This is a genomic window from Enterococcus olivae (assembly GCF_053760925.1).
Genome location: NZ_JBSMVT010000018.1, coordinates 40214 through 65864 on the forward strand (window position 1 = coordinate 40214; position 25651 = coordinate 65864).

General features: G+C 34.8%; 30 protein-coding genes. 22 read left to right on the forward strand and 8 right to left on the reverse strand.

Annotated features, from left to right (window positions below):
• Positions 1 to 136 precede the first annotated feature (136 nt).
• From ACWODM_RS11410 to ACWODM_RS11425, 4 genes are all read left to right on the forward strand, one after another.
• Positions 137 to 1042 (forward strand): GIY-YIG nuclease family protein, encoded by a 906-nt coding sequence (locus ACWODM_RS11410; RefSeq protein ID WP_455321497.1) that lies wholly within the window; start codon positions 137 to 139, stop codon positions 1040 to 1042.
• Between the two features lie 375 nt (positions 1043 to 1417).
• Positions 1418 to 1867, forward strand: coding sequence for a helix-turn-helix transcriptional regulator (locus tag ACWODM_RS11415; RefSeq protein ID WP_455321498.1), 450 nt, complete (start codon positions 1418 to 1420; stop codon positions 1865 to 1867).
• 16 nt (positions 1868 to 1883) lie between these two features.
• Entirely contained in the window at positions 1884 to 2258 is a 375-nt protein-coding gene (locus ACWODM_RS11420) for a hypothetical protein (RefSeq protein ID WP_455321499.1), read from the forward strand.
• Entirely contained in the window at positions 2245 to 2550 is a 306-nt protein-coding gene (locus ACWODM_RS11425; protein WP_455321500.1) for a hypothetical protein, read from the forward strand. The genes ACWODM_RS11420 and ACWODM_RS11425 overlap by 14 nt, the downstream gene beginning before the upstream one ends.
• Before the next feature lie 52 nt (positions 2551 to 2602).
• Here the strand turns inward: ACWODM_RS11425 and ACWODM_RS11430 are convergent, their stop codons facing one another.
• The 5 genes from ACWODM_RS11430 to ACWODM_RS11450 all read right to left on the reverse strand — a co-directional run bounded on the left by ACWODM_RS11430 (position 2603) and on the right by ACWODM_RS11450 (position 7083).
• Positions 2603 to 3181, reverse strand: a complete 579-nt coding sequence (locus tag ACWODM_RS11430; protein WP_455321501.1) for a recombinase family protein — start codon at positions 3179 to 3181, stop codon at positions 2603 to 2605.
• A 120-nt stretch (positions 3182 to 3301) separates the two neighbouring features.
• Positions 3302 to 4615 (reverse strand): DUF3800 domain-containing protein, encoded by a 1314-nt coding sequence (locus ACWODM_RS11435; RefSeq protein ID WP_455321502.1) that lies wholly within the window; start codon positions 4613 to 4615, stop codon positions 3302 to 3304.
• A 57-nt stretch (positions 4616 to 4672) separates the two neighbouring features.
• Complete coding sequence (locus tag ACWODM_RS11440) at positions 4673 to 5038, reverse strand: type II toxin-antitoxin system PemK/MazF family toxin (RefSeq protein ID WP_455321503.1); 366 nt, start codon at positions 5036 to 5038, stop codon at positions 4673 to 4675.
• A gap of 51 nt (positions 5039 to 5089) precedes the next feature.
• A complete protein-coding gene (locus tag ACWODM_RS11445; protein WP_455321504.1) occupies positions 5090 to 6391 on the reverse strand; it encodes a relaxase/mobilization nuclease domain-containing protein in 1302 nt (433 codons plus the stop codon).
• Positions 6391 to 7083 carry a plasmid mobilization protein gene (locus ACWODM_RS11450; RefSeq protein WP_455321505.1) on the reverse strand — a complete coding sequence of 231 codons (693 nt, stop codon included), beginning with the start codon at positions 7081 to 7083 and terminating at the stop codon, positions 6391 to 6393. Before ACWODM_RS11450 ends, ACWODM_RS11445 begins: the two co-directional genes overlap by 1 nt.
• A gap of 253 nt (positions 7084 to 7336) precedes the next feature.
• On the opposite strand from ACWODM_RS11450, the gene ACWODM_RS11455 reads away from it, so the two are divergent.
• From ACWODM_RS11455 to ACWODM_RS11465, 3 genes are all read left to right on the forward strand, one after another.
• The gene (locus ACWODM_RS11455; protein WP_455321506.1) at positions 7337 to 7864 is read left to right on the forward strand and encodes a DUF3801 domain-containing protein; all 528 of its coding nucleotides are present in this window, start codon (positions 7337 to 7339) and stop codon (positions 7862 to 7864) included.
• A gap of 78 nt (positions 7865 to 7942) precedes the next feature.
• Positions 7943 to 8182 (forward strand): hypothetical protein, encoded by a 240-nt coding sequence (locus ACWODM_RS11460; protein ID WP_455321507.1) that lies wholly within the window; start codon positions 7943 to 7945, stop codon positions 8180 to 8182.
• Positions 8183 to 8184: 2 nt separating this feature from the next.
• On the forward strand, positions 8185 to 10185 hold the full coding sequence (locus tag ACWODM_RS11465; protein ID WP_455321508.1) for an ArdC-like ssDNA-binding domain-containing protein: 2001 nt from the start codon (positions 8185 to 8187) through the stop codon (positions 10183 to 10185).
• Between the two features lie 135 nt (positions 10186 to 10320).
• Here ACWODM_RS11465 and ACWODM_RS11470 read toward each other — a convergent pair whose 3' ends face one another.
• Positions 10321 to 11412, reverse strand: a complete 1092-nt coding sequence (locus tag ACWODM_RS11470; protein ID WP_455321509.1) for a replication initiator protein A — start codon at positions 11410 to 11412, stop codon at positions 10321 to 10323.
• Between the two features lie 26 nt (positions 11413 to 11438).
• On the reverse strand, positions 11439 to 11705 hold the full coding sequence (locus ACWODM_RS11475; RefSeq protein ID WP_455321510.1) for a hypothetical protein: 267 nt from the start codon (positions 11703 to 11705) through the stop codon (positions 11439 to 11441).
• 196 nt (positions 11706 to 11901) lie between these two features.
• On the opposite strand from ACWODM_RS11475, the gene ACWODM_RS11480 reads away from it, so the two are divergent.
• The 15 genes from ACWODM_RS11480 to ACWODM_RS11550 all read left to right on the forward strand — a co-directional run bounded on the left by ACWODM_RS11480 (position 11902) and on the right by ACWODM_RS11550 (position 24491).
• On the forward strand, positions 11902 to 12048 hold the full coding sequence (locus ACWODM_RS11480) for a hypothetical protein (RefSeq protein WP_455321511.1): 147 nt from the start codon (positions 11902 to 11904) through the stop codon (positions 12046 to 12048).
• 66 nt (positions 12049 to 12114) lie between these two features.
• Complete coding sequence (locus ACWODM_RS11485; RefSeq protein ID WP_455321512.1) at positions 12115 to 12267, forward strand: hypothetical protein; 153 nt, start codon at positions 12115 to 12117, stop codon at positions 12265 to 12267.
• Positions 12268 to 12428: 161 nt separating this feature from the next.
• Entirely contained in the window at positions 12429 to 13007 is a 579-nt protein-coding gene (locus tag ACWODM_RS11490) for a hypothetical protein (protein WP_455321513.1), read from the forward strand.
• Positions 13008 to 13165: 158 nt separating this feature from the next.
• Positions 13166 to 14047 (forward strand): VirB6/TrbL-like conjugal transfer protein, CD1112 family, encoded by an 882-nt coding sequence (locus ACWODM_RS11495; protein ID WP_455321514.1) that lies wholly within the window; start codon positions 13166 to 13168, stop codon positions 14045 to 14047.
• 21 nt (positions 14048 to 14068) lie between these two features.
• Complete coding sequence (locus ACWODM_RS11500; protein WP_455321515.1) at positions 14069 to 14422, forward strand: hypothetical protein; 354 nt, start codon at positions 14069 to 14071, stop codon at positions 14420 to 14422.
• A complete protein-coding gene (locus ACWODM_RS11505) occupies positions 14412 to 14807 on the forward strand; it encodes a PrgI family protein (RefSeq protein WP_455321516.1) in 396 nt (131 codons plus the stop codon). Before ACWODM_RS11500 ends, ACWODM_RS11505 begins: the two co-directional genes overlap by 11 nt.
• Positions 14758 to 17169, forward strand: coding sequence for a VirB4-like conjugal transfer ATPase, CD1110 family (locus ACWODM_RS11510; protein WP_455321517.1), 2412 nt, complete (start codon positions 14758 to 14760; stop codon positions 17167 to 17169). Before ACWODM_RS11505 ends, ACWODM_RS11510 begins: the two co-directional genes overlap by 50 nt.
• A 13-nt stretch (positions 17170 to 17182) precedes the next feature.
• A complete protein-coding gene (locus ACWODM_RS11515; RefSeq protein ID WP_455321518.1) occupies positions 17183 to 19156 on the forward strand; it encodes a lysozyme family protein in 1974 nt (657 codons plus the stop codon).
• A 20-nt stretch (positions 19157 to 19176) separates the two neighbouring features.
• A complete protein-coding gene (locus ACWODM_RS11520) occupies positions 19177 to 19389 on the forward strand; it encodes a hypothetical protein (protein WP_455321519.1) in 213 nt (70 codons plus the stop codon).
• A 20-nt stretch (positions 19390 to 19409) separates the two neighbouring features.
• Positions 19410 to 20120 (forward strand): CD1107 family mobile element protein, encoded by a 711-nt coding sequence (locus ACWODM_RS11525; protein WP_455321520.1) that lies wholly within the window; start codon positions 19410 to 19412, stop codon positions 20118 to 20120.
• On the forward strand, positions 20110 to 20601 hold the full coding sequence (locus tag ACWODM_RS11530; RefSeq protein ID WP_455321521.1) for a hypothetical protein: 492 nt from the start codon (positions 20110 to 20112) through the stop codon (positions 20599 to 20601). The genes ACWODM_RS11525 and ACWODM_RS11530 overlap by 11 nt, the downstream gene beginning before the upstream one ends.
• Positions 20582 to 21940: an InlB B-repeat-containing protein gene (locus ACWODM_RS11535; protein WP_455321522.1), complete on the forward strand. Its 1359-nt coding sequence runs from the start codon at positions 20582 to 20584 to the stop codon at positions 21938 to 21940. The genes ACWODM_RS11530 and ACWODM_RS11535 overlap by 20 nt, the downstream gene beginning before the upstream one ends.
• 45 nt (positions 21941 to 21985) lie before the next feature.
• Positions 21986 to 22198 (forward strand): Maff2 family mobile element protein, encoded by a 213-nt coding sequence (locus tag ACWODM_RS11540; RefSeq protein ID WP_455321523.1) that lies wholly within the window; start codon positions 21986 to 21988, stop codon positions 22196 to 22198.
• Positions 22199 to 22261: 63 nt separating this feature from the next.
• Positions 22262 to 24217: a VirD4-like conjugal transfer protein, CD1115 family gene (locus tag ACWODM_RS11545; RefSeq protein WP_455321524.1), complete on the forward strand. Its 1956-nt coding sequence runs from the start codon at positions 22262 to 22264 to the stop codon at positions 24215 to 24217.
• 175 nt (positions 24218 to 24392) lie between these two features.
• Positions 24393 to 24491, forward strand: a complete 99-nt coding sequence (locus ACWODM_RS11550; RefSeq protein ID WP_455321525.1) for a type I toxin-antitoxin system Fst family toxin — start codon at positions 24393 to 24395, stop codon at positions 24489 to 24491.
• Positions 24492 to 24722: 231 nt separating this feature from the next.
• On the opposite strand, the gene ACWODM_RS11555 is transcribed toward ACWODM_RS11550, so the two are convergent.
• Positions 24723 to 25283 (reverse strand): hypothetical protein, encoded by a 561-nt coding sequence (locus ACWODM_RS11555; protein ID WP_455321526.1) that lies wholly within the window; start codon positions 25281 to 25283, stop codon positions 24723 to 24725.
• Positions 25284 to 25651 lie beyond the last annotated feature (368 nt).

Genomic DNA, 25651 nt, shown 5'->3' on the forward strand with positions numbered 1-25651 from the left:
TGTATAGATGAATTAGGGTAGTAGGTAATTCAATTTTATTTATGAGAAGATAGTCTATTCGTAAAAAATAATTAATTTAAGACTGTGGATAGTATATAATTGATTTAGATGAAATAATCAAGTGGGGGACTTAAAGATGGCTTCTAGAGGTAAGAGCATCAATTTATTTTTGATGGATGGCGAAATAAATGGTCGTATCAAATGCACCTTAGCCAATTGGACAGGTGTTGCCTATAAAATTCCGCGTACAGAGTTAGATAAATGTAATAATCGAGAAGATTTAAAACAAAGTGGTGTATATTTTTTATTTGGAACAGATGAAGAAACCGATAAAAAAGTGGTGTATATTGGTCAAGCAGGTATTCGAAAAAATGGCGAAGGTATCCTTAATCGCTTAAAAGAACATAAAAGAAATGCTAAAAAAGAGTATTGGAATGAAGCTATTATATTTACAACTTCCAATAATACTTTTGGACCTACTGAAATAAGTTACTTAGAAAATCGTTTTACAAATCTAGCTTTAGAAGCTAATCGTTATGAAGTTCAAAATGGAAACGATCCAAATCCTGGTCATTTGACCGAAGAAAAAGAAAGTGAAATGGAAGATTATATAGATAATGCTCAGATAATTATGGGCACATTCGGACATAAAGTTTTTGAACCATTGGCGAAAAAAACAGAAATTAAGTCTGTAATGAGTGTTAATTCTGACAACGCAACACAAAATGAACTACTTTACTTCAAACGAACATCAAAAAAAAGCAAGCAAACTACGGAAGCAACAGGTCTACAAACAGCGGAAGGATTTGTGGTTCTAAAAGGAAGCATGATTGAAGTAATTGATTCGAAAGCGATACCCAATTCAATCAAGAAATTACGAAAAACTGCAAGTATAGATTCCAACAATATCTTGCAAGAAGATCAGTTATTTTCTAGCCCTAGCTATGCTGCCGCATTTGTATATGGTAGTAGTGTAAATGGATTAATTTATTGGAAAAATGCACAAGGACAGACTTTGAAAGAAATTGAAGAATTTGAATAGTAATTTGGACTTGTGACGTAAGTCCCATGAAAAGCGCCAGAAATAACGAGTAATCGTTCATTTTTGGCGCTTATTCAAGTGCTCAACTTTGATCTTAAACTTCTAAATATTTATCCCGATTTCTTGGTTCATACGCTAGCTTGATTTGTTCATTAGTATAGTTTTTTGGTCTGACCTTCATTGAAGTGGAGAATACCGACATTTTTGTGTTTTATAGAGGGAGATTGTGAACGTATTTCGGTTGGTAGAGTGGGGGATTGGGTGTGAAATAGTTTTGGTGGAGTTGTTAATAAGTAAAGAAAATTTACCTTAGTAAAATAATTTGACTAAGTCAAATATCATGATATACTGATATTATGAAGGAGGTGTTCATTAGTGGATACTCGAATCGAACAACGTCAAAAACAAATTAATCGACTACAATCAAACCTATCATCCATCAGGAAAATTGCAGGTTGGACAGCCGAGGTCTTAGGAAATAAAATTGGCGTTACAAAGCAGACTATTAGTAATCTAGAAAATGAGAAGACACCAATGAACTTTACTCAATATATTGCAATCCGTTCTGTATTAGATGCAGAAATTGAACAAAATAAAGACAATAAAGTACTACCTAAAGTTATTGAAATTCTACTCGATAGTGATGATGACTTAGATGATGATAAGTATGTAGAAGCTCAAAAATCTGTAGAAACTGTATCTGCAGTTGCGACAAGCGGAATCAAAGGGGACGCATTATTTCTTGCTTTAATGGCACTTTCCCCACTAGTGGTTGAACTATTGAGTTCTGTTAAAATTAAAGATTGGAAAAAACTATTAAAATAGATAAGGAGATAGAGAGATGGGAAATTTAGGTTGGTATCAATTATTAACAACTTGGGCGAAAAAAGTCGGTGGGCCGAAGCAGTTAATGCTTCTTTTAGCTGCAGGAGGATACATAATTATAAGACCTGTCGAAGCTGGTGGAAAAAAAATATTTAAGTTAATAAAGAGTAAAACCAAACAAAAAGCAAATAAAGCTAATCTGAAGAGTTTTATTTTTACTGAGAATGGATTTGGAGAAAATGAATTATTATTTTCTAAAGGAGACAGATTCTTCGTTGCAGTAACTCATGATGATGCTGTTTTAATTGAAAAAGAAAATGATGATAATAACCCATATTTTGTTAGTGGTGAATGGCTAAAAGAAGTGAGTGACTACGATGGGACTATTTGATTTTTTTAAAGGTGATAATAAGTCTAAAAAAGAATTAACTTGGGAAGAAAAAAACACCTATAAGGGTGATACCCCAGATTGCCCTAATTGTGGTAATCCTTTAACAAAGCGTTATGTATTTAGTGGAATGTATTGTGAAGATTGCCAATATGGTTTAGAAGATGATGGCGATTATGAAAGTAATGAATCACTAAGCGTATATGACGCTGCTCTTATTTGGCAATCTAATGGTAAGGATGAAGATTATACATTTGGTTATTCTGAAGAAGAACTAGAAGATGCACTTAACTAATTTTTTTGTGAGTTATTACTTATTTTGAGTATAGTAAAACCTCTAATTCTGATCAATTAGAGGTTTTTTCTTTATCATTCAAATCTTTAAATCTTCTTTGCAAAGTTTTTATGCTAATTCCTGTTTTGCGTGAGACCATTTTGTAAGTCATCCCTTGTTGTCTTAGTTCATAGGCCAGCTTAATTTGTTCGTTGGTATAGGTTTTTGGACGTCCTTCACGGAAGTAGGGGTCATTGTTTTTGGCAAAAGCTTTTCCTTCCTGTGTTCGAGTGACAATCATATCTCGTTCGAATTCCGCAAAAGCACTGAATACGGTAAAGATTAATTTTCCAGTAGGACTATTATCGATTAATCCAACATTCAGAATATGAACACTGATGTCTCGTTGGAAAAGGTCTTGGATGATTTCTAAAGCTTCTCGGGTATTTCTGGCAAATCGATCTAGCTTGGTGACTATCAACGTATCACCAGCATTTAGTTCATCTAGAACGATGGTAAAGATAGGACGATTTTTGGTCGTTCCGGTAAATTTTTCTTGATAGACTTTTTCAGCTCCGTTTGACTTTAACTCCTCGATTTGACTTTCTATTTTTTGATCGTGGGTACTGACTCGTGCATAGCCAATTTTCATCAATTTCACTCCTGACTTATGAGGTTAAGTTATGACCTTCTAAAAACATTGATAGTATAACACGCAAAAGAAGAGGACACAACTTAAAAGTTATGTCCTTTTTAATCATCAAATACTCAATTATATTTTCCTCTTAACACCTTCTTTAATCACTAATCTTAACGAACCGTACATTTTCCTATTAAAAAATTCGTCACGCCTACTAGCCTCCTCTTTATTACGTGCTTCTTGAGAAAAATTAGAAAAATGTTTCTCTGGATGATACTTATTTGGAACTTTTTTATACTTTTCATAACTCCCATATGAGGAAATATAATTAATATAAGTTTCAAATAATAAAGTTTCATCAAAGTACGTATCTGAGACAATTCCATATTGCATTTCTTCACCTAAGAGAAATTCAGAGAATACACATATCAACTTGAATTGATGCTCCTCTAAATCAAACCACTTTTCGTTAAGTATGACAAATTCACCCGGTTGATTCTTATCATATTTTAGTGCTGTAACTAGTCTTGATATCAATGATCCTGAAATAACTACCACAAAATCTGCTAGCTGAAGTCCTAAATGTTTTTTAGAATCTTGATTTTCTAAAATCTTATCAAATCCGATTTTATCAAAGGGTTCCAAAGGTATGCCTTCATCCAAAATCAATTTATTTTCTTCTTGGATCCAGCTACCACCCACCTTCTTTTCTGTTACCCATAAATCAATTGCAAAACTTACTTTATCCCAATCAAAATATACTTCAGAGATTATATTTTCATCGATTAAGTGTTTATTTTTTTTTAATATCGTGATTAGCTCTTTATAACTATAGATTTGACGTTCCATTCTCTTTAGGCCTTTATGTTTTTTAATAAAGTCTTTTAAATCCGAGATAATCAAGTAAGTCAATTTTTTATTAGTAATATCCTCATTAAAAAACGCACGAACTATCTCTTCTGAAGCTTCAATTTCCAAATATTTTGTTAGAGCATACTTTGTTAGAGCAACATTTGGAATTAGTCTTCGTTCTTCTAATTTCAATAACCACTCAGTTAGTCTTGCATCAACAACAAGCGACATTTTATTTACCGCAAACAGAAGGTTTTTTGCCTCTCCTTTTAAAAGAGTTTCGAATAACTTGGTATAGAAATCGCTATTTTCCCTTTTCAAGCTTGCAATGCCATATTCAAAATTACCTTTTAAAACAGCCGCTCCTTTTAATTCTTTGTTACTTTTATTTTTTTTTGTGGCTTTATAATCCATAAGAAGTTGACTAAACTCATGATAAAGTAATTCCATGTAATCGTTAGGAATATAAATCAAATCCGCTACATACGATTTCATCAAGTCGTCACCTAAATTTATTCTTCTATTATCATCAAATTGCTTTGCTATTTTGATTCTTTCTTGTGGACCTTTTTCATCAATAAAAGCTATACCCATTTTTTATCCTCCTAATCAATATATTTTTTTCTTTCGTTCTTATTTTGTAAGTAACCATCAACAAATGCCAAAACTAACTTTTAATTTCTGTTCCACTTCAAGCATTTCATCTTCTGATAATGATCCTAATTTAACTGTAAGTCTCGTCTGAGAAATTGTTCGAATCTGTTCAAGCATGACCGTGCTTCTTTCTTTGATAAACGGATACTTTTCATGATCTAACAACACGTGTGTAGGGAAGTTCTTTCTAGTGCTCTTAGAAATTAAAGCTACCATGGTTGTATCACTAAAGTGATTTCCTAAATCATTTTGCAAAATCAACCCCGGTCGTGTTCCACCTTGCTCGCTTCCCTCAAATCCAAGTGTACTAAAATCGATAAAGTATATTTCTCCTCTTCTAGGTTCTACTTCTTTATTTTTCAAGTTGCTGTCCCTCTCCTAATTACTCATTAGCCTAACCAATTTACTAATAGCTTATTTTTTCCTTTTATTTTGTTTTTCTAAATCTTGGATTCTTTGAATTGAAGTGAAGTGTTTATACAGCTGGTCTCGGTCTTTCAAAAGACTTGCTTTATACGCCAACAAATCATCATACGAATAAATACTATATTGCTTTTTCAAGTAGTTTAAATCTTTCTTGGCATTATCAAACGTCTTAAATTCTTGGTAGTGATCACTTTTGAATGCTTGTTTATTAGCTGCTTCTTTATAATCGGCAATTAGACCGGCACTTGCTTTGTAGTCGGAAAAAGCCTGTTCTCTGCGTGCTAAATCATACAAGATTTCGTCTTTGTCCTGCACTTTATTTTCAATGAATTGAGTGAATTCAGCTTCCGTTTTTTGGATTTGTTCGATTTCTTCCAGCGATTTATGCTCATTAAAAACTAAGTGGCTGATTTCCTGCAAATGGATAATATTTTGCTTGGTCGCCCATTTTCTTAAACCGTAACTCTTAGCGTATTTTTCTTCAGATTTATCGATTTCTCTGGTTTTCACAGTGTATTTAAATTTATAAATTTCAAAATCATTATGCTCGATACGATACTTGATGGAGTTTTCGGTGTAGTTCATTCCTAACGTTTTGGTACGCATATATCTTCCTGATTTTTGATTTAAAAAAGCGAGATATTTTCCTTGTTTTGGTTCAAAACCTAAGTCATTCATCTTTTCAATAAACTGCGAATAGCTGACACTTTCGTTGATTGCCTGGTCGATGGCCACTTCTAACGTTTCCTTGAAAGAAGTGCCTTTTAATCTTGCTCGCTGTTCTCTTTGAGAAATATAATGAATCTTATCTTCGTGCTTTCTTTCTTGAGGAATAATTAATTGATACTTTCTAGACAGCTTGTCATTTTCAATTCTTAAATTGTCTATCGTATTAATTCTTGATGTATCATACATCAGCAAACTATCCGTTTTTACTTGATTAAAAATAATGTGATTATGAATGTAATTCGTATCAATATGAGTGGCTATAATGTATTGGTGTTCCCCTTTTAAATAATTATCTGCCAATTCAACCCCAATTTTATGAACCTCTTCAGGCGTAATATCTTCTTCAAAATCAAAAGATTGGATTATCATCTTGGCTTTGTTTTTGGTCTCTTTTCGTAGCGTATTTCTTCGTTCTTCATACAACTGATTGAAGTCTTCTAAGATATAATCTTTGTCACAATTAAAAGTAGAGACGAGGTGATTTTTCGTCTTTTTTTCCTGTTGGATATATGCAATTGCATTATCTAATCTTCTTACTGATTGAATTTTTACAATCGACATTATTCATCACGTACTTTCCTATATTCATCCAATGTATCCAAAACAAGAATAAAATCGTCTTCTTCCAATTGGCTTTTTTCTTTTATAATTTTTTGGTTGATGCGATAGATTTGCTTATCCAAAGCGTTGGAAAAATCTACCAACCGGTCATACTCATAAGAATAAACATCAAATGTTTCTAGGAAACGTTCGATGTATGGGGGATAGGTTTCATCTAAATCACTTTGAATCGTTAGATCAATAAATGAACGTAATTGCAAAACGATATGGTCACTGATATTTTCATAAATCAAATAATCAGGAACACGTTTATCTTGTTTCTCCAATAATTCTCGTAATTGTCTTGCTGACATTTTTTGCATTTCAAGCTTGGTTGTATTGATTTTTTGTTTCTCACTTTTTAAGAGTTCTTCTAAACTTTTTAAATGCTGCTCAATGCCTTTCATATGACTATCAGAAACAATGTGATTAAAACGAATGTCTCTGATCATGCTATTAATATTGTTGCCAATCCTTCTGAATTGAATCACTAGATCTCGATAATCGGAAGTATTTAAATTAACCGTGATATGGTTTTCGACACTATTAATAAGAAGGGCAGAAATACTTGTCTTTTTTTCTTGCGCCTTCCTTTGAATCATTTCTTTTTCTTCTTGTGTCACTCTGGCTTCTATCTTAAATTTTTTACTCATTCTTCAAACACTCTCCGTTTATTTACTTTTAAATCGAGCAAAGCGACACGAAATTTATTGGAGTTTACGACAATAATTTTAAAAGGTTTTAGGATTTATCCTAACAGGTAAAAACGCTAGTTTTGGTATTTGTCATGACAAATACGTAGCCTGCCTTACTTAACTTATCACTTTTTATTGTGTTTATTTTACCATATTTTTTTGACTTATGATATAATTAAGAAAACCTTTTCAAGAAAGGAGGGGCAAATAGATGGCAAATATTGATGAAAATGTAGAAGTGGGGATTGAATTGACAACAACCACTATCCGCTTAGGAGCGAAGGTTTTAATTGCAACTATGGACTACTTTTTAAATCTTGACAAAGAGGAAAAAGTCTACCAAGATCTAACGACGAAACAAGGGAAGCAAAAAGTAAAAAATCTTTTTGAAAAGAATCAAAACAGTGGGGTTGAAGCGTTGGGTAGCAATGTTTCCAAGAATGAATTAACGGCGTTTAACAAGGAATTAAAATCCATGGGTGTTGATTTTGCGCCTAAAAAAATTGGCAAGGATAGTTATTCTTTATTCTTTGCAGGCAAAGATCGTGAAGCAATCGAAGCAGGGTTGAGAAATGCAATTGAAAAATATGCGATTAAAGAAACGAAAAAACAAAACATTGCCGAGAAAAAAGAAAAACCGCAATTCAAGATTAAGGAATTGCAGGAACAGGCTAGAGAATTGAAGAAGGAACAAAAACAAGTGAAGGTTCGTAACAAGAAACAAACGCAAAAACTTTAGTTTAATTTCAATTGTGAATTATTGAACGACTGTTGGCGGAAATATTTTGTAGAAAACAAATGAAAGGAGTCGGTGAGAATGAAGCAAGTTGTTGAATTACTTGTTGTAAATAAAACCATTGCGACTGTTCGAGATTTGGACACAGAAGAAGAAATCCAAGTTCCAATTAGCAAAGAGGAAAGTCGGGTGTATGCTGCCATGCTTGACGAAGTCAAAGAAGACGCGGCATTAACGAATGAACCAACTGGAGTGATAGCATTTATTGATCCTGAAACAAAGACGTTTCTTTTCCCAGAAGATGAAAGTGAGTTGTTTTAATCATGAGTAAAAAACAAACACAAAAAGAAATTATCGATGAATTAATGGCTGGTATGAATGAGAGTATCAAACAGTATAAGAATGACCCGTTGGAAGAACTAAAACTGTTGGCATTTATGAATCGTTTTAATAATTATTCTGTTAGAAATATTGCCTTAATTCAGAAACAATTTGGTGAAAGTGCAATTGGGGTGGCATCTTATAAACAACATCAACAAAACGGCCATCAAGTTCAAAAAGGCGAAAAAGCCATTCGCATATTGGCTCCTAAGTTTCAAAAAATGTTTCAAGATGAAAAGACTCATGAATGGAAATTTTTAAGCCTGGCAACCGCAGAACAAAAAGCCAAAATAAAAACTGGCAAGATGAAAGTAGCCGATAGATTGGTTGGGTTTCTTTCCGTTCCGGTATTCGATATCACGCAGACAAATTGTCCTGAAGAAGATTATCCAAAACTCTATCCGAATAAACCGGAAACCTTTAGCTTTGATGGTTCAAAAGAAGATGTGGAACGAATTAAAAAAGTGCTGGTTGAATTTGCAGAAGAGAAAGATATTGAAATTACTTTTGATAAAACGAATAGCACGGCTAAAGGATACTTCGTACCTGCAACCAATGATATTGTGATTAAAGATAGTATGGATGAAGTCGAACAGGTCAAAGTTCTATTGCATGAATTGGCTCATGCAGAAATGCATAATTTAGCTAAACTTGCTACTAAAACGGATAGTGAAGTAGCAACTAGCGTCTTGGAATATCAAGCTGAAATGACGGCCTATATCGTTAGTTCGACCTTAGGAATTGATAGTGAGGATTATTCGAAAAAATACTTAGCGAATTGGACGAAACGAAATGTAGATGATGAAGTTTATATTAAATCTCTGGAAGAAGTTAAGCAGGTTGCAAGTAGTTTTATCACTACTGTGGCAAATCGATTTGATAAACTATCTTTGGGAATTCCTGAAATTGAATTAGAAGCTTTTGTATCAGCTTTGAATGATTTTTCTGAACGTGAATTTGGAACAAATCAAACGTCTGAAAAGATTATGCATACCATTGAAAAAAATGGCTACCATGCGGATCTGGTTTATACGGAAGAAGAAGATTCAACGAATACATTACAATTTTCAAAACAGGTTTCGTATGATTTAAAAAACAAAACACAGATTAATAGTTTATCGAATGAATTCATTACGTTGGAAGCTGTCTATCCTTATGGCATTGAAGATTGTACATCAGATTTAATGAATTGTCGGTTTGATGATTTCTTTGATACAACATCAAGTTTTAAACTATCGATTGATGATGTTACTAATATGATTAAATTAACTGCTTTAACGGAAGATACACAGTACTTAGACAAATTTGTCGCAGAAAATAAATTTGATGTTGTTCATCTTGATTTAGAACATATGTATAAAATAAAAAATGATCTATTAAAGAATTTAGACACAGAAACGATTGAGTTCTTTCAGGCATTTGATGTAGCAATCCCTGATGATTTTATCTTTGACCATGAATTTAAAAACATCATTAGCTTCCAACTGTCGCCATATGAAACTTATGAAGAGAACGGCTACGGAGAAATTCTTTATACGAAAGATACGATTCGACAAAACGGTACAGAAACATTTACCAACTATAAAGACTTATGGGAAAAACACTTTAAAGACGAGCTGGGGAGCGACTTGGATAGTTCTTCCTTAAAAGAGTTGCAACAAAATAGATACTTGGCAAAATCTCCTACACTTTTGAATCGACTGGCAAGATTAGATACAAATATAGCAACGACTCTTGCTAGTTTAAAAGAACAGAATCGCAGAGTTAGAGAATTGGATTTAGACAATGACGGTGTGCCAGATCGGATTGATCCGGATGATACAAGAAGCGTGATTCGGACTGAAGCAGATAAAACGCTGGTAGGAAATCGGACGGATAAATACCATGAAGTAGAACAACAAAGAAAGCCTACAAGAACTAGATCACTTAAAAACAATAGATAGTTGAAAATCAACTATCATCTTGAACTTCGACCTATACTGACTTATCAGTAGTACCCAACCATGTGAAAACAAACGCAAGGACACACTAAAGATTAGCTAGGTGATAACTTGTTTTAGCGTCTTATCGCCTAGCCTTTAGTCTTCATTTGCCCAATCATGAATGGGCATGGAAGGTAAATCTTTAGTCTCATGGTTCATATCTTTACCGATAGAAAGGAACGCATTTTTGAAGGAGCTAAATAGGTAACTGTTTATATCTTCTACTTTTCCATATTTTTCAGCTTGGATGCATTTCCAGAATGTCTGATTTAGTTGTTCTTGGTAAATTTGATATTTCGGGCTACTGTCTGTGTAGACACTGATTGGATAGCCTAACTCCCTTTCAGCACCTTTATTGGCATAATGAATTTTTTCATGGAATAATTTTAAGCGTTCGAAATTATTCATGCTGAATTTTTTTAGTGAGTGGGTTAGGTCTTTGCCAAAAAGGTCTTCTAAAGAATTTTCTATTAAATAAAGAGATATTAGGTCGGCTTCTAATTCGGGATCTGATTTAGTGTTAGATATCCCTGAACGGAGTAGGTCAGATTGACTTTGATATGTAGAAGCCTGATCTTTATGTTCTTTATTATCTTTATTCTTTAATTCTTTATATAGATATAGTTCATTTTTTGTGAATCCGCTTGTATCAAGGGTTTCAGCCATTTCTTCTCGGTTCACAAATTTTGTGAATCCGTTCGTACCAATGGTTTCAGCTGTTTCAAAATTTTCTTCTCGACTCACAAATTTTGTGAATCCGCCATTATCAAGGGTTTCATGGCTTTTTTGGATATTTTGGTATGCATATACCTCATAGGATTCTACTTCTAAATCTGCTAGGTAAAGGCGATTGGGTTTGTTTTTCTTCGCTTTGGGATCAAAACCTTGAACCACTTGAAGCAGGAGGCCTTTCTCAATCAATTCTTTTTTGATTTTAGTCACGCTATTGATCGAGCAGTTTAAAAGATTCATGATTTCATTTGTTGTGTAGATGAAATACACGTTTCCATCTTTATCAACCCAATTATTTCGAATCGAATACTGAAGTCGGTCTTTGAAAACCATATAGGCTATTTTGGCACTGTCTGATAAATCCTTGTATTTATCACTGTAAAGAAATACTTTTGGAAATTGCAGGTACAACTCGCCATAGGCTTTGTTTGCTTTGTAAAAATTAAAATTACTCAATATTTTCAACTCCTTTAGAAAGGTGTTTAGTCTAGATCATTTATTAATCTATCCAGAGTGTCTAATCGTTTTTTTCCAATCAATCGTTTCAGTGTTTTGTTGTAATCATCTTCGTCAAATAATTTTTCAGGATGTTTTTCAGCATAGAATGTTAGAACTTCTTTGGCTTCTTGCTGAGTAATTATTCTTGCTTTGTAATCGCTGATAACTTTTTTTATTACTGGAACAAAATCGGTAACGGTAGCAGGGTATAATTCATATCCATGCTTTTCAAAAAATTCAGCATAATTCATTTTACCACGTCCTTGTGTAATATTTAATTTGATTATACCAAACTAATGAACATTTGCAAATTATTTTAATTATTTTTATTTTCCACATTATATGCCACCTTTGGTTTTCGAATAATCACTTCGACTAGATAATTTTCTGAACTGTCTGTAAGTTATGTTAAAATATTTTTAAAACTATTATTTAAAGGAGAAGCTTATGGAAAAAGAAGCATTTGTCATTCGAATAGAAAAAGAACTAGACGAAGCATTTCGTAAAGAAGTAAAACGACAAAACAAGCAACTAAACCTTTCTTTAGAAGAAGCCATCAAGCTGTGGTTAGAAAAAAATAAAGTAATTAAATAGACAAGGTGGCAAAAGGTGGCAAAAGGTGGCAAAGTGTGTTAGAATATAGAAAGTAGGATGGATACTATGTCTAATGAAGTGGAAGTAAAGCGGAAATTTCCGATTGATAAAGCCTTACTGGCAGAGTTTAAGCAGCAATCAAAAGCAGTAGGGAAGTCTTATAAGCAGGCTACAAAAGAAGCCATTCAATTGTGGCTAGAAGCTCAAAAGGAGCGGTAAATATTATCGTAGGCCTCGATTGATAGGGTGCAGGGAACAGTGAAAAAATCACTTCCTGCCAACTGCAATTGTGAAATATCGAACTATCTAACGGATTATACATAAGCCACGAGGATCAAATAGTTGGTGGTTTGAAAACCAAAAAGGAAAGGAATTGTACGATGAAAAAATTACTATTTACGCTGTTTGTTAGCTTTTTTGTTTTAGCAGGTTGTTCTGGAAGCAACGTAAAGACGCAACCGTCTATTACACTTCCTTATGAAATTACAAATGAAGAAGTTCAAGCTTTTAAAGAAGAAGGTTTGGATTATTATACGGATTATCAGGTTTTAGAAAAAGTAACTGTTCGTGATCTAACTGCTGATGAAAACGAAAAGTTTCTTGCAATAATGGAAAACAATACGTTGAACACTCTAAATTCAGATTATTCTGCTGTTGAGTTTTATTTTGGGGATTCAGAAAGAATAGACAGAATAAATAGAACTGTTTATAGATTTGATGAAAATACTTCAAAATTTATTTATGATGATGAAATACTTAATACCAAACTCTATCAAATGACAATAGCCGATAAGGATTATTTAAAACGATTTGATAAAGAAAAAAATGAAGAAGTTGTTTATGGAGAAGTTGTTAAAGACTATCGAATTATTACAATCGTAAAAAAAGACTTTATAAAAAAAGGGCTACAGTTCAAAGCAACAATCAATGATGAAGTTGTGTATATCGATATTGATTAGAAAAGGCAGGTGATTTCAAGGTGAATATGACATCTTCTCTGATAATAGGTGCAGGTTGGTGGAATCCAATAGGAAATGCTCTATCAGACGCCCTCGAAAGCTTGCAGGCACTATTTAATGACGTATTGATAAGTTTTACGAAATCTTCATTGGAAGGCATGACTGCTCTGTTTAATACCTCTGTGAATGCATTGAAAAGTGAAGTCGCAATTACACCGGCTCAATTTGATGGAAATATGGTTGATACCTTGAAGTCCATTTCTGATACAGTAGTTTTGCCAATCGCTGTTTTACTAATTACCTATGTTTTTGTGTTACAGATTATTGAATTTGTTACAGATAAAAACAAAGGCGGGGAATTTGATGTTGGCAATATGATTATGCTGATTATCAAAACCACGATTATGATTTTGTTAGCTACGAATGCTTTCACCATTGCATTAGGATTCTCTGATCTGGCTACATGGATGATTGATAAAGTACCGACCGAGCAAATAGAGATCACTGCTGATGTATCGGATTCATTGGTAGATTCTTTAAAGCCTGTTGTTGTTGAAATCACTGCAGATGGTACAGAAGTTGTTAAAGAAGATTTGGACGAAGTTGCAGACGAAGATACACAACGAATGGATTATAAATTAGGCGAAGGATTAATGACGTTGATGATTGCAGGCGTTGGATTTCTGATCGTAGCAATTATCTGTGGCATTATTTATCTGGTGGCATGGTCGAGAATTATCATGATTCTTATTTATGTTACGATCGCGCCAATTCCAATGGCGACTGTGATGTCAGAAACATGGGTCAATTCCATTGGTCAAAATTACTTGAAGAACTTAATGGCATTGACCCTTCAAGGATTTTTGATGTTGGTATTAATGGTTATCTACAATGGGTTGGTTTCACGTACTACTACCTTGATCGATGGTGGTAACGGTGGATTTATGGGAATGATATTGATTGTAGTTTCCATGGCAATTGTTGCAAAACTTTTAATTGGTACACATAGTTTAGCGAAGTCAATTACAGGAGCAACTTAGAAGAAAGTTGAGGGGAAAATGATGGGAAATTATTTTAAAAAGCAAAAGCCAATGTTTATTCTTTTGGGAGTCAATATTCTTTCGTTTTTTCTCCTATTCATTGGTTTGTTGCTTGTCACCGTAAGCAAACAAGAAGAAGTCAACCAATACTTGCTTACAGCTAAATTAACCGGTGGCGTGATTTCAATTTTTGTTTTAGGTGGGATTTTAGTCCTATTATTCTTAGTATTTTTGTTCCTGATAAGCGTCTTATTTATCAAATTACTTATACCGAACAGAAAAATATTTTCAAGCTTAATGATGAAAGATGAAATAGATTTTTTATTGAGATTACCAAATAAATTGAAAGAGGAAGTGGATAAAAATGGCCAATAATATTATTGTACCAATCCCAACCGAGTTAAAAGAAATCCAGTCGAAACTTTTTATGGGATTAACCAAAAGACAATTAATTGGATTTGGCTTAACAGGCATTGTTGTCGTTCCATCTTTTCTTCTTTTAAAAAAACTGGATATTAATCTTGCTATGTATGGTGCTTTTATTGTCGGTGCACCAATCATCTTTTCGACTATTTTTAAAAAAGATAAATTGTACATTGAAAAATGGGTAAAGAATTGGCTGGAAACCAATATTTTATTCAATGAAAAGAGACGATATCGTTTAACAAAAGAAAATCGAGAAGTCGCTATTCAAAGGGGGTTTATCAAAGATGATCGAGAAAAAGAACTTAGTTCAGAGGATTCAACAAGCGATACATAATCGAAGAAATGATGTGAAATTGCTATCGACACAAGATAGCCTGCCTTTTAATAGGTTTGATTCAAACGGTGTTGTATCTATTGGGAAAAATATCTATAGCAAGAGTATTCGTTTTAGCGACGTTGGCTACCAGCTGTCAAAAGATGAAGATAAGACGAGGATATTTTCCCTTTATTGCTCCTTACTCAATTGGTTTGATCCTGTAGTACAATTTCAGTTTTCTTTTATCAATCATGCGATTGAACAAAAAGAGAACGACAACAAGGACATGGACGAAGGTAGCGAGAAGATTCAACAATTACGCAAGGAATATGCTGATTTCATTGGAAATCAAAGGGAAAAGGGCAGTAATGGAATCACTCGGAATAAGTATTTAACCTTTTCAATTAAAGATGCGAGTTATGAAAACGCCGTTAGAAGATTGGAGACGATTGAAGAGAATGTCAAACGCCTCTTCAAACGATTGGGTGCAAGTACTTATTCATTAAATGGGGTGGAACGCTTATCAGTCTTAAATAAATTGTTGAATAACGGAGAAAAAAGTTATATTAACGTGGAACATCTTCCCAACGATATTTTTGATCAGGCATTGGAAAAAGACTATATTGCTCCTCGATTACTGAATTTCAACAATGAGAAGCGAACGTATTTTAAAATAGGGAATCGTTTGGGATCGACCATGTATTTTAATGTTACTTCATCGGAATTGGCAGATAGAGTGCTAGTCGATTTCTTGGAACTACAAAAAGAACTAGCCATTAGCATTCATATGCGTTCCATGGATCAGCAGAAAGCCATTCGGATGATGAAAACCAAAAGTTCCGACTTGGACGCAATTAAAATTAAGGAACAACAAAAAGCGATTCAACGTGGGTATGACATGGATTTGATGCCTGCTGACTTGGATCCAAACCGTGATGTAGTAACAAAGTTATTGAAAAACCTGCAAAAAGAAGATGAACGGTACTTTTATATTACCTTTACTATCACTGTTTTTGATAAAAACATGACTGATCTCGATAACTCGATTTATCAATTATCTTCGTTGGCGCAAAACTACAATTGTGAAATATTAAACTTAAAAAACCAACAGGAAAAAGCGTTTATGAGTGCGTTGCCTTTGGGAAATAACATTAATGAAATTGAGTTTGAACGAGGGTTAAACACGACTGCAACTGCAATATTCGTACCTTTTACGACACAGGAATTGTATCAAGAAACCAACGATCCTGTGTATTATGGGTTGAATGCATTGAGTAATAATTTGGTGCAGGTTAGTCGGAAGAATCTACGAACGCCTAATGGACTATTCTTAGGAACACCGGGATCAGGGAAAACTTTCAGTGCAAAAAGAGAAATGATTGATACCTTTTTGAATACCCGAGATGAAATTATTATCACAGATCCAGAAGGGGAGTACGGAGACTTTGTCCGACAGCTGGAAGGAGAAGAGATGATTATCTCGCTCGATAGCAATGTCTTTATCAATCCATTAGATATAAATGATGAATATGGCGGACAGGAAGACAACGACCCGATTCGCTATAAATCCGATTTTGTGACCAATATGATGAATATTATTGTTGGAACAAAAGACGGACTGACCGGTAAGGAAAAAAGCCTGACCGATAAAGCGGTTAGGAAAGCCTATAAACCGTATGTGGCTTCTAACGGAGATCCAGCAACGATTCCGCTATTAGAAGATATTTATGAAGCGTTCAAGAGTTTTCCTGAACCAGAAGCAAAAGAACTGGCGGATGCTTTGGAGCTGTATGTGGATGGCTCATTGAATGTGTTTAATCATCGAACAACGGTTAATGTAACGAGCAGGATTGTTTCTTTTAATATTCAGCATTTGGGTAGTAATTTAAAAGATTTGGGTATGCTGATTTTACAAGACTATGTTTGGAATCGAGTCACAAAGAATAGAAACAAAAATGTGACAACTTGGTATTACATGGATGAATTCCATGTGTTGCTGGCAGATGAGAGAACCAGTGGTTATTCTGTTGATTTTTGGAAGAGATTTCGAAAATACAAAGGGATTCCGAGCGGAATTACGCAAAACGTGCAGGATTTATTGTCTTCACCTAAGATTGAAACGATTTTGGGTAACTCTGATTTTATCTACTTGTTGAATCAAGCATGGGACGATAAATTGATTCTTCAAAAAAAGCTGAATATCAGTGATTATCAAGCAGAATATATTACAAATAGTGAAGAAGGGGAAGGTTTGATTGTCTATGATGGAGAGATTCTACCATTCAAGGATAAATTCCCCAAAAATAATCATTTATATCCGGTCATGACTTCAAAACCAGAGGAACTTGCAGAATATAGAAAGAAGGCAGGGAAGCAGTAAAGGAGTGTGAAACGTGAGTAAAAACGTGAGAAGAAACGTATATAGAAATGTGAACACGACTGATGATCTTGCAAAAAAATCAACAGATTATATTGAGGAAAAAGCAATAGGACAGTCAAAAAAGGTTGTTGTAAAAATGACCACCGCTCCTATTGTAGGGTTAAAACAGACAAGGAAAATAAAGATTCATAAAGATCAAATCAAGACGATTCAAGGAAGTAATCGGTCAGAAATTCCTCTTGTAAGAACGGGAGACTTACCTCAAAAAAGAGAAAAATTGCTAACCGAACGAGAGCAAATTCTCCATAAATCTAAAAAGTTAAAAACGTCTTTGAGTTACTTAGATAGTAAAGAAGAGAAATTGATTAAAAAAGAGCCTGCGACGGTAGGAAGAGATCCGACAAAAAAATCCCATAAGACTGAGAGGTCGCTTGGCGAGAAGAAAAAAGAAAAACTGGTTCAGCGATCAACATTCGATAGTCCATTAACTTCAAAAGCTGTAGGTAAAAGGAATTTTGCTCAAAAGACGGTAACTAGTCCAGTCAAAGCCATAAGTGATGCAGGTGCAAGTGTAAAGGATAGTTTCAATCGAGAGATTGAAGAGAGTGATACCGGTATCCAATTGGCCAATCAAATGATTTCTCCTGTAGCAAGTAAAGTTAGCTTTGAATCTAATAAATTGATCGCACGAAAAGTTGGCTTTGACCGAAAAGCCTATCAGTTGGAAAAAACAGAGAAAAAGATTGTCAAAATAGATAAAAAGTTGGCGAAAGAAATCAAAGGAAAAAGGAAAAAGATCCGGAAGGAAGCGGCCATTCAGTCTAAACTTGTGGGTGGGAATTCACTAGCGATTTCCAAGTCCTTTCAAATGCGTTCCTTTGGTTCAATGAATGTTTCGACTACCAAAGCAATTGAAAAACTAGTTGAACTGATAAAGTTGGTTAAAAATCTCAAAGTAATGGCAATCGTTGGCGGAGCAGCTTGCTTGCTCTTGATACCTTCTTTAATCATGACGCCTTTAATGGCTTTGGGTGGCGGTGGATTTATGGGAATGATTGGAGTTGAAAAGAACTCCTCGTCTAACTTAATGCTTGCCGGCCAACAATTAAATAGTGATGTGTTGCAATGGGAATCGGCGGTTCGTTCAGAGCTGAAAAGTCAAAATCTGTTAAATTATTTAGATTTAGTTTTGGTTATCATTCAGCTGGAAAGTAGCGGAAATGGCAAAAAAACGCCGGATATTATGCAATCAAGCGAGTCTCAGGGTTGGTCAATGAATACGATTGACAATCCAACGGAAAGTATTAAATACGGCGTCAAACACTTGAATTCTCTTTTAAAGGAACAAGAAAAATATGACGTGGATATGAAAACAGTCATACATTCTTATAACTATGGGATTGGATTCATTTCATATGTGGCTTCCAACGGTGGGAAATGGACGCAGGAGTTAGCAAATTCTTTTTCTTCCATTCATGCAGAAAAAATGGGTTGGTCTAGTTATGGAGACCCTAGTTATGTAGAAAAAGCTATGAGATATCTTTCGTTTAACGGAGAAGATGTGTCTTTAGTAAATGTCGAATTTGACTTGGAAGGCAAGAAACTGCCTTACCCGATGCCGGGATTTACAACGATAAGTTCTCATTATTCTAGACGTGTCCACCCGATTACAGGTGTAGAACATTTCCATCTAGGAACTGATTTTCCAGCTCCTACAGGAACCCCAGTAATTGCAGTGGCAGACGGAGTAGTAAGCTTCTCAGGGTGGATGAATAGCTATGGCTATGTCGTAATGATTCAACACGCAGGAAATGTCGTTACTGTATATGCACATAATTCTAAATTATTGGTTAGAACTGAAGAAACGGTCAAAGCCGGTCAGGTGATTTCCCAAGTGGGGAGTACTGGGGATTCGACTGGTGCTCACTTACATTTTGAAGTAAGAAAAGACAATAATTATACTAACCCGGTCAGTTGGTTGAAGTAAAACGTAATGGAGGATACATGATGGATATTGAAAAAATTAAAGAGCAAATTGAAAAAAAGCAAGAACAAATAAATAAAACTGAAGAGCGTTTGAAGAAATATAAAGAGCAGTTGAAGGAATTGGAGCAACAAGTAGAAGTGGTCAAAGTCAACCGACTGTTACAAACAATTAAAGATCAGGGCTTGAATATCGAAGAAGCAGAACGATTAATTGGCGAACGGAGAACCACGTAGCAAAGTAAAGGAGAAAGCTAATGAAAAAGTTGAAGAAAATATTCTTACTTCTATTCCTTGTCTCTTTTTCAATGGGAACAGTTCAAGTTTTTGCTGAAGACGAAACCACAGAGACGGTGGTTGAAGAAGAAATTCCTGTTGAAGAAGGTGATGATGGTGGATTTATTAACGATGAACGAGTCACCAGTGAAGATCAAGCCAATCGAGATAAAGAAGTGATTAAATCACCGATTGAAACGCCTGCTTCAGTGACCGGAGAAAAGTATAACGGTAGCGGTACGGTGGTTGATTTTACGACTACCGGATCGAAAGCTTTTTATACGGTTCAGGCAACGGATCATTCCGTTTACTACATCATTATTGATTTAGACAAAACAGAAAATAATGTCTATTTTTTGTCAGAAATGAATGGAGAAGAACTTGCATTGAATGACGTTACTTCTAATCAAGTAGCACCTTCCGTTGTCCAAGAGGAGCCACAAGAAGTAGAACAAGTGATAGAAACCGTTACAGAACCTGCAAGCCAACAACAAACGAAAAAGAGTACCAATTGGTCATTGTGGATTCTTGGTGTAGGGGCAATCATCTTATTTGCTTATCAATTTACTCTGGGGAAATTAAAAGATCTTAATCCACTAAGTAAAAACAAAACGGATGAGGACGAACTTCTGAATGAAGAAGATGTTTACATTGGAGAATTTGATGACGAAGATGATGACGATGAAATTTAATAAAGTGAAAACAAGCTTGCTAAATTTAGACAGAGAGGAGATTACTCTCCGGTTGCCTGTAAAAAATGCAGAGCTGAGAAAATTATTGATTGCTAAAAACGTGGTGTGTGCGGATCAGTCTAAGGTACATCATTTAGATGGTCGGTTGAAATCAGTGACGAAAACTGAACTACGGAATTTTACGATTGAGAAGCCAACCAATATTTATTATTTGAATAGCTACTTCCTATTTTTGAAAGAAAAAGATTGGGAACTTCCCGAAGAAAATATCACGATTACAACCGAGAAATTGAAAGAACTGATAGCCGATATCTTTAACTTTCCTAAAAAAGATATGACGTTGGAAGAAATTTTCCAGACGCTTAATTCATCTAATGCACAAAAAGAACTGAAAAAAGATAAACCGATATTTAGCATTTATCAACTGCAAACCAATCACAGAGAAAGGAAGAGAAGACAACATGAAGAAACTAAAGAATAAAAAAGTTTTGATCATCGGAGTTTCTGTCATTTTGACAATCTGCATTTTATGTGTTGGGACATATATAGGCTATCAGAAAATATATCTTCCTTCCCTAAAAGATGTGACTGTGTCTGTTTTTAAAGATAACGGCATTAAGATTAACGAGTTGTCGTTCAAAGAAAGTAGTTCCTTGAAAATTTTAGATGAACAGGGGGAATTCGTGAATGAGATTGACCTTGATGAAGAAACTGGCAAGGTGACATTGTATGCTGCTTCAAGTACTAAATCTCTTTTATTAGATGATTGGGAATTTGAAGAAAAAGTACTAGAAAATGGCTTCTTGCAGCGTGACGAAATTTATTATACTGCAAAACCTATGTATCTAGAGAAGCAAGATTTTGTCCTTACCTTTATTACAGGTGAACACAGTCGATTCTACGAAAAAGACCAACCGCTTAATTATGTTAGCCAAGGTTATAAAGCGGGAACGAACTTGCAAAATTCTTTACTTACTCCGTCGATTGATTCAGATTACAAAGGATTTTGGACGATAGAGGGGCATGAAATTACTGATGAAACAGTCATTTATGAGGATACTGTTTTAGAATTTCGAACATATCAAGATAAAAACGATAATGGGATTGATGATTTTTCTGAAGAATTTGAACTTCATTTTGTAACGAATACAGAAGAAGAAATTGAAAGCAGGGTGGTGACTTGGGAAGAAACCATTGATTTACCAGTATTACAGACCTTAAAAGAAGAAAATAAGGTATTTTATGATTGGTATGCTGACGAACAAATGACGGAAGTATTTACCAGTGAAACGAAGATTACCAACGATATGACCTTGTTTGCGAAGGTGGAATATATTCCGGATATTATCAATACAACAATTGAATATCCGATTAGTCGAAATGATATAGCCATCGAAGTTCAAAAAGTCTTGAACGAGCAAAATAAGAAGGTAGATGAAGGTTTTAATCAGGAAATCCAAGAAACGGAAAAGGAACGTGCGGAAGTAAAGGCGTATAACGAAGAGAATAATATTGTAAATAACAATGTTGAACAGGTGGTTCAGCTTCATAATTTGGGACAGAATAAATTGTATTTGATTACCTTTTTAGATCCGTTAAATAATTACTTATACTCGATTGTTGCACCGTATGGTCAAACATTAAAAGTCGTTTATGAAGACGGTCAGCTTTACAAAGAATATGCGATTAGACAAGATACAACGATTGTTTTAGACCAGAAGGTATTGCTAACTGAATCGAGTGAATTGGAAAGATATGATTTTGAATATCGACAAATCAACGAATCGGTATTCATAAAGCTTCAACCTGTAGGAGTGTAAATTTTGAAAGTTAAATAAATTAAAATGAAAAAGGAGATTATTATTATGGAATTTTTTGTACAAGGAATTAGTGTTTTACAAACGGTTGTTACATTGATTGGTGGCGGACTTGGCTTGTGGGGGATTGTCAATTTAATTGAAGGTTATGGGAATGATAATCCGGGGTCTAAATCACAAGGAATGAAACAATTTATGTCTGGTGCAGGTCTTGTATTGGTTGGTCAAATCTTAGTCCCTGCGTTGGGCAATCTTCTCTAATATGTATAATTGAAAGTGGCATCTGTATGCCGCTTTTTCTTCATTTGAAAGGAGAGATAGCGAATGAGTAATTTATTGGAGCGGATCAAAGAACATAGAATAAAAATCATCTTTTACCTGCTGGTATTCCTTTTGAGTAATTATGTTTCAAACTTTTTTACGAGGTATACAGGTACATTTTTTAATAAACTAATGTATTTAACTTCTCGTCCAACCGTTGTATTTGAAGCCTTTCCTATCGCTTTAACGCTAAAGGATATCGGTATAGGATTGATTGCTACAGCTATGTTGATACTTTTGGTGTCACAGAAACAAGAGAATAATAAGACTTATCGAAAAGGAGTGGAGCATGGATCTGCAACGTGGGGAAATATTCAAAAAGAATTACAAGGTATGTATAACCGCAAAGACGATTCAAAAAATATCCTTTTTTCAAAAAATGTAAAAATGGCGCTCGATAATAAAGATGTGTCCGATTTAAAAAAGCAACGGAACAAGAACACGCTTGTGATTGGTGGTTCGGGTAGTGGGAAAACTCGTTTCTTTGTTAAACCTAACATCATGCAAATGAACTGTGATTACATCATTACGGATCCTAAAGGAACGATATTGAATGAATTGGGGTATGTCTTACGCTCGAAGAAAAATTATGACATTCGAATATTAAATCTGATTGAATTTTCTAAATCGATGCATTACAATCCATTGGTCTACATCAAAAAAGAAGAGGATATTTTGAAGGTCGTGGAAACGATTATGAAGAATACGAGTGCGAAAGATGCCAAAGAAGATTTTTGGATGACAACCGAAAAATTAATCTATCAAGCCTTAATTTCGGCAATCCTTGAATATTTTGAACCGAAAGAACGGCATTTGGGGACATTAGTGGACTTGTTAGCTTTGTTTGAAGTCAAAGAGAATGATGAAAACTATATAAGTGTAGTGGATCAGATGTTTTTGGATATAGAAGCAAGCAACCCTGATGCTTTTTGTGTGAAACAGTACCATGGATTTAAGTTAGCGGCCGGAGAAACCGCAAAGAGTATTTTGATTTCGTGTGCGACTCGATTGGCTCCGCTAAACATTCCTGCAGTCAGAGAATTATTGAGTAAAGATGAAATGAAATTGGAAGAATTGGGTAACAAAATTTTGCGAGATGAAAAAGGGAACATTCAGTATGATAGGAACGGAAAAATACTCTATCAACCGGTTGCTTTATTTGTCCTCATTCCTGATAGTGACAAGACTTTTAACTTTATTGCGAGCATTATGTACACGCAAATGTTTAATACGATGATCACGATTGCAGATACCAAGTATCATGGATCCTTGCCTAGACACATTAATTGTTTGTTTGATGAGTTTGCAAATACTGGTGAGATTCCAAATTTTGAAATATTGATTGCCACTATACGTTCAAGAAATATTTCGGCTACGCCTATTTTACAGACACTTTCTCAATTGAAAGCAATCTATAAAGATTCTTCTGATACCATCGTTGGGAATTGCGATACCTTGGTCTTTTTAGGTGGGAAAGAAGAAAGTACTTTGAAGATGATTTCGGGTCAATTGGGGAAAGGAACAATTGATGATTTCAACACGTCTCGAACGAGAAGTCAGAATGACAGTTTTGGTCAGAATTATTCAAAATTGGGTAGAGATTTGATGACACCTGATGAAATTCAAAAAATGGATCGAGATAAAGCGATTATCATGATTACAAACTTACCACCGTTTATGGATAATAAGTATGACATTACGAAACATCCAAATTATCAATATCATGGGGTAGCGCCTGTGATTGAGAATGAACGGATAGTCAGAGAAGGGAAATATTGGTTTGATACAGATCGATATCTTCGAAGTTATAGATCTGGGCGATTGAAGACTTATAAAAAAGTAGAGTCGATGAACGATCAGAACGATATGAAGCGATTTGTTGATATTCGTAGTTTTTGTAAGAAAATAATGAAGGAAATTCTAGCTGATGATCCTGATTTCAAAATATCAGTTAAATAGAAAAATTTCGACCGATTTTTAAAGTGGTTGTTCCATCAACTATGAAGGATAATTTTTGAAATGTGCTTAGAATCGCTCTCTGACACATTGGATTTTTTCAGATATCAATCATTATTGCAGTTGAAAATATGCTATACTGACTAATGGCAACTTGCCCCGAAAGGGGGTGCTACAAATGCTAAAACACTTCTTCACATTGGTTATCGCGCCACTTTTCGTGGAAATAGTCGCTGGACTATTTGTTTATTGGTTAGGTAAGCGAGACGATAACTAAGCAAGTTGTCACTAACCCACACGTTCGCCGTCGCATCGAACGAAAAAAAAGCCAATCCTATTCGCTGTAGGATTGGCTTTTGTGCTACAAATGCTCGAAATCTTCACATTTCGCATATTCATTATAGCATGATTTTGCTTAAAATCCAACTTTGTGTTGCTCCGTAGCTAGTTCAATACTCTCAACAAAGCGGTTTGCAGGGTGGTTTCTTTTTTTGTTTGCTTTTAAGCATTACTTGTACTGCTCCACCAACCAGTTTTCCAAGCGTTTTTGTAGGGTTCGATTCGGATAAGGTAAATCGGTTAATTCAATCAAATCGACGTTCTCAAACAAGGCGAATTGGCCTAAAATGCCAAAAGTTACCTTTCGTGAACCAAAGGTGTCTAAGGCTTTTTTGACTTTTTGTGGGAGTTTCTCATCAAAATAATTGATCTCGATCGTTTCCTCATAACATTTCTTCAAAATCAAGCTTTTTTCGTATTCTTTGATTTGATAAGCAATCATGGCGTCTCTGCGTTCAATGGCTTCAGCCGTGGCCAACTTTCGCCCGTCGAGCACGCCTGCTTGATAGCCTTTCTGATAAGCCAGTTGGTGCTCTAAGGGGTTGTCGGTTTCCATGAATTGCTTGCGGACAATAAACTCTTTTAAGCTTTTCTCGTCAATCTCATAGCCTTGTTTTTTAGATATGAGTGTGGCTTCGATTTTCCCTTGTCGCAACCAGCGACGCAACATCTGTTTGCTAGAGGTAATCCCTGCTTGTTCTAAGCGTTCTAATGCTTGATTGGTGTCCATTACAACCCCTCCTACCCTTTAATATTACCAGTAACTTTATTGTAACATGGATTCTTTTTAATTGCTATAACTGTTAAGTAAATAGGATATTTTTCGCTTCATTTCTCTAAACTTTAGGTTTTGTTCGCTTTACAAAACGAACAAACGTTCGTATAATTGAGCTAAAAAAGAGGTGGATTGGATGTATTTTGACTATAATTTTGAACCTCATGGCGATTATCTATGCATAGACTGTAAGTCGTTTTATGGTGCGAAACGTTCCTAACTGAAAAGGTTAGGCACACAAGATTTTCTTGTGTAGAACTAATGATTTGAGGAGTGAAATGACGGTGTAACGACCTGAAGCGCTCCCTCTGATACTCCGATTG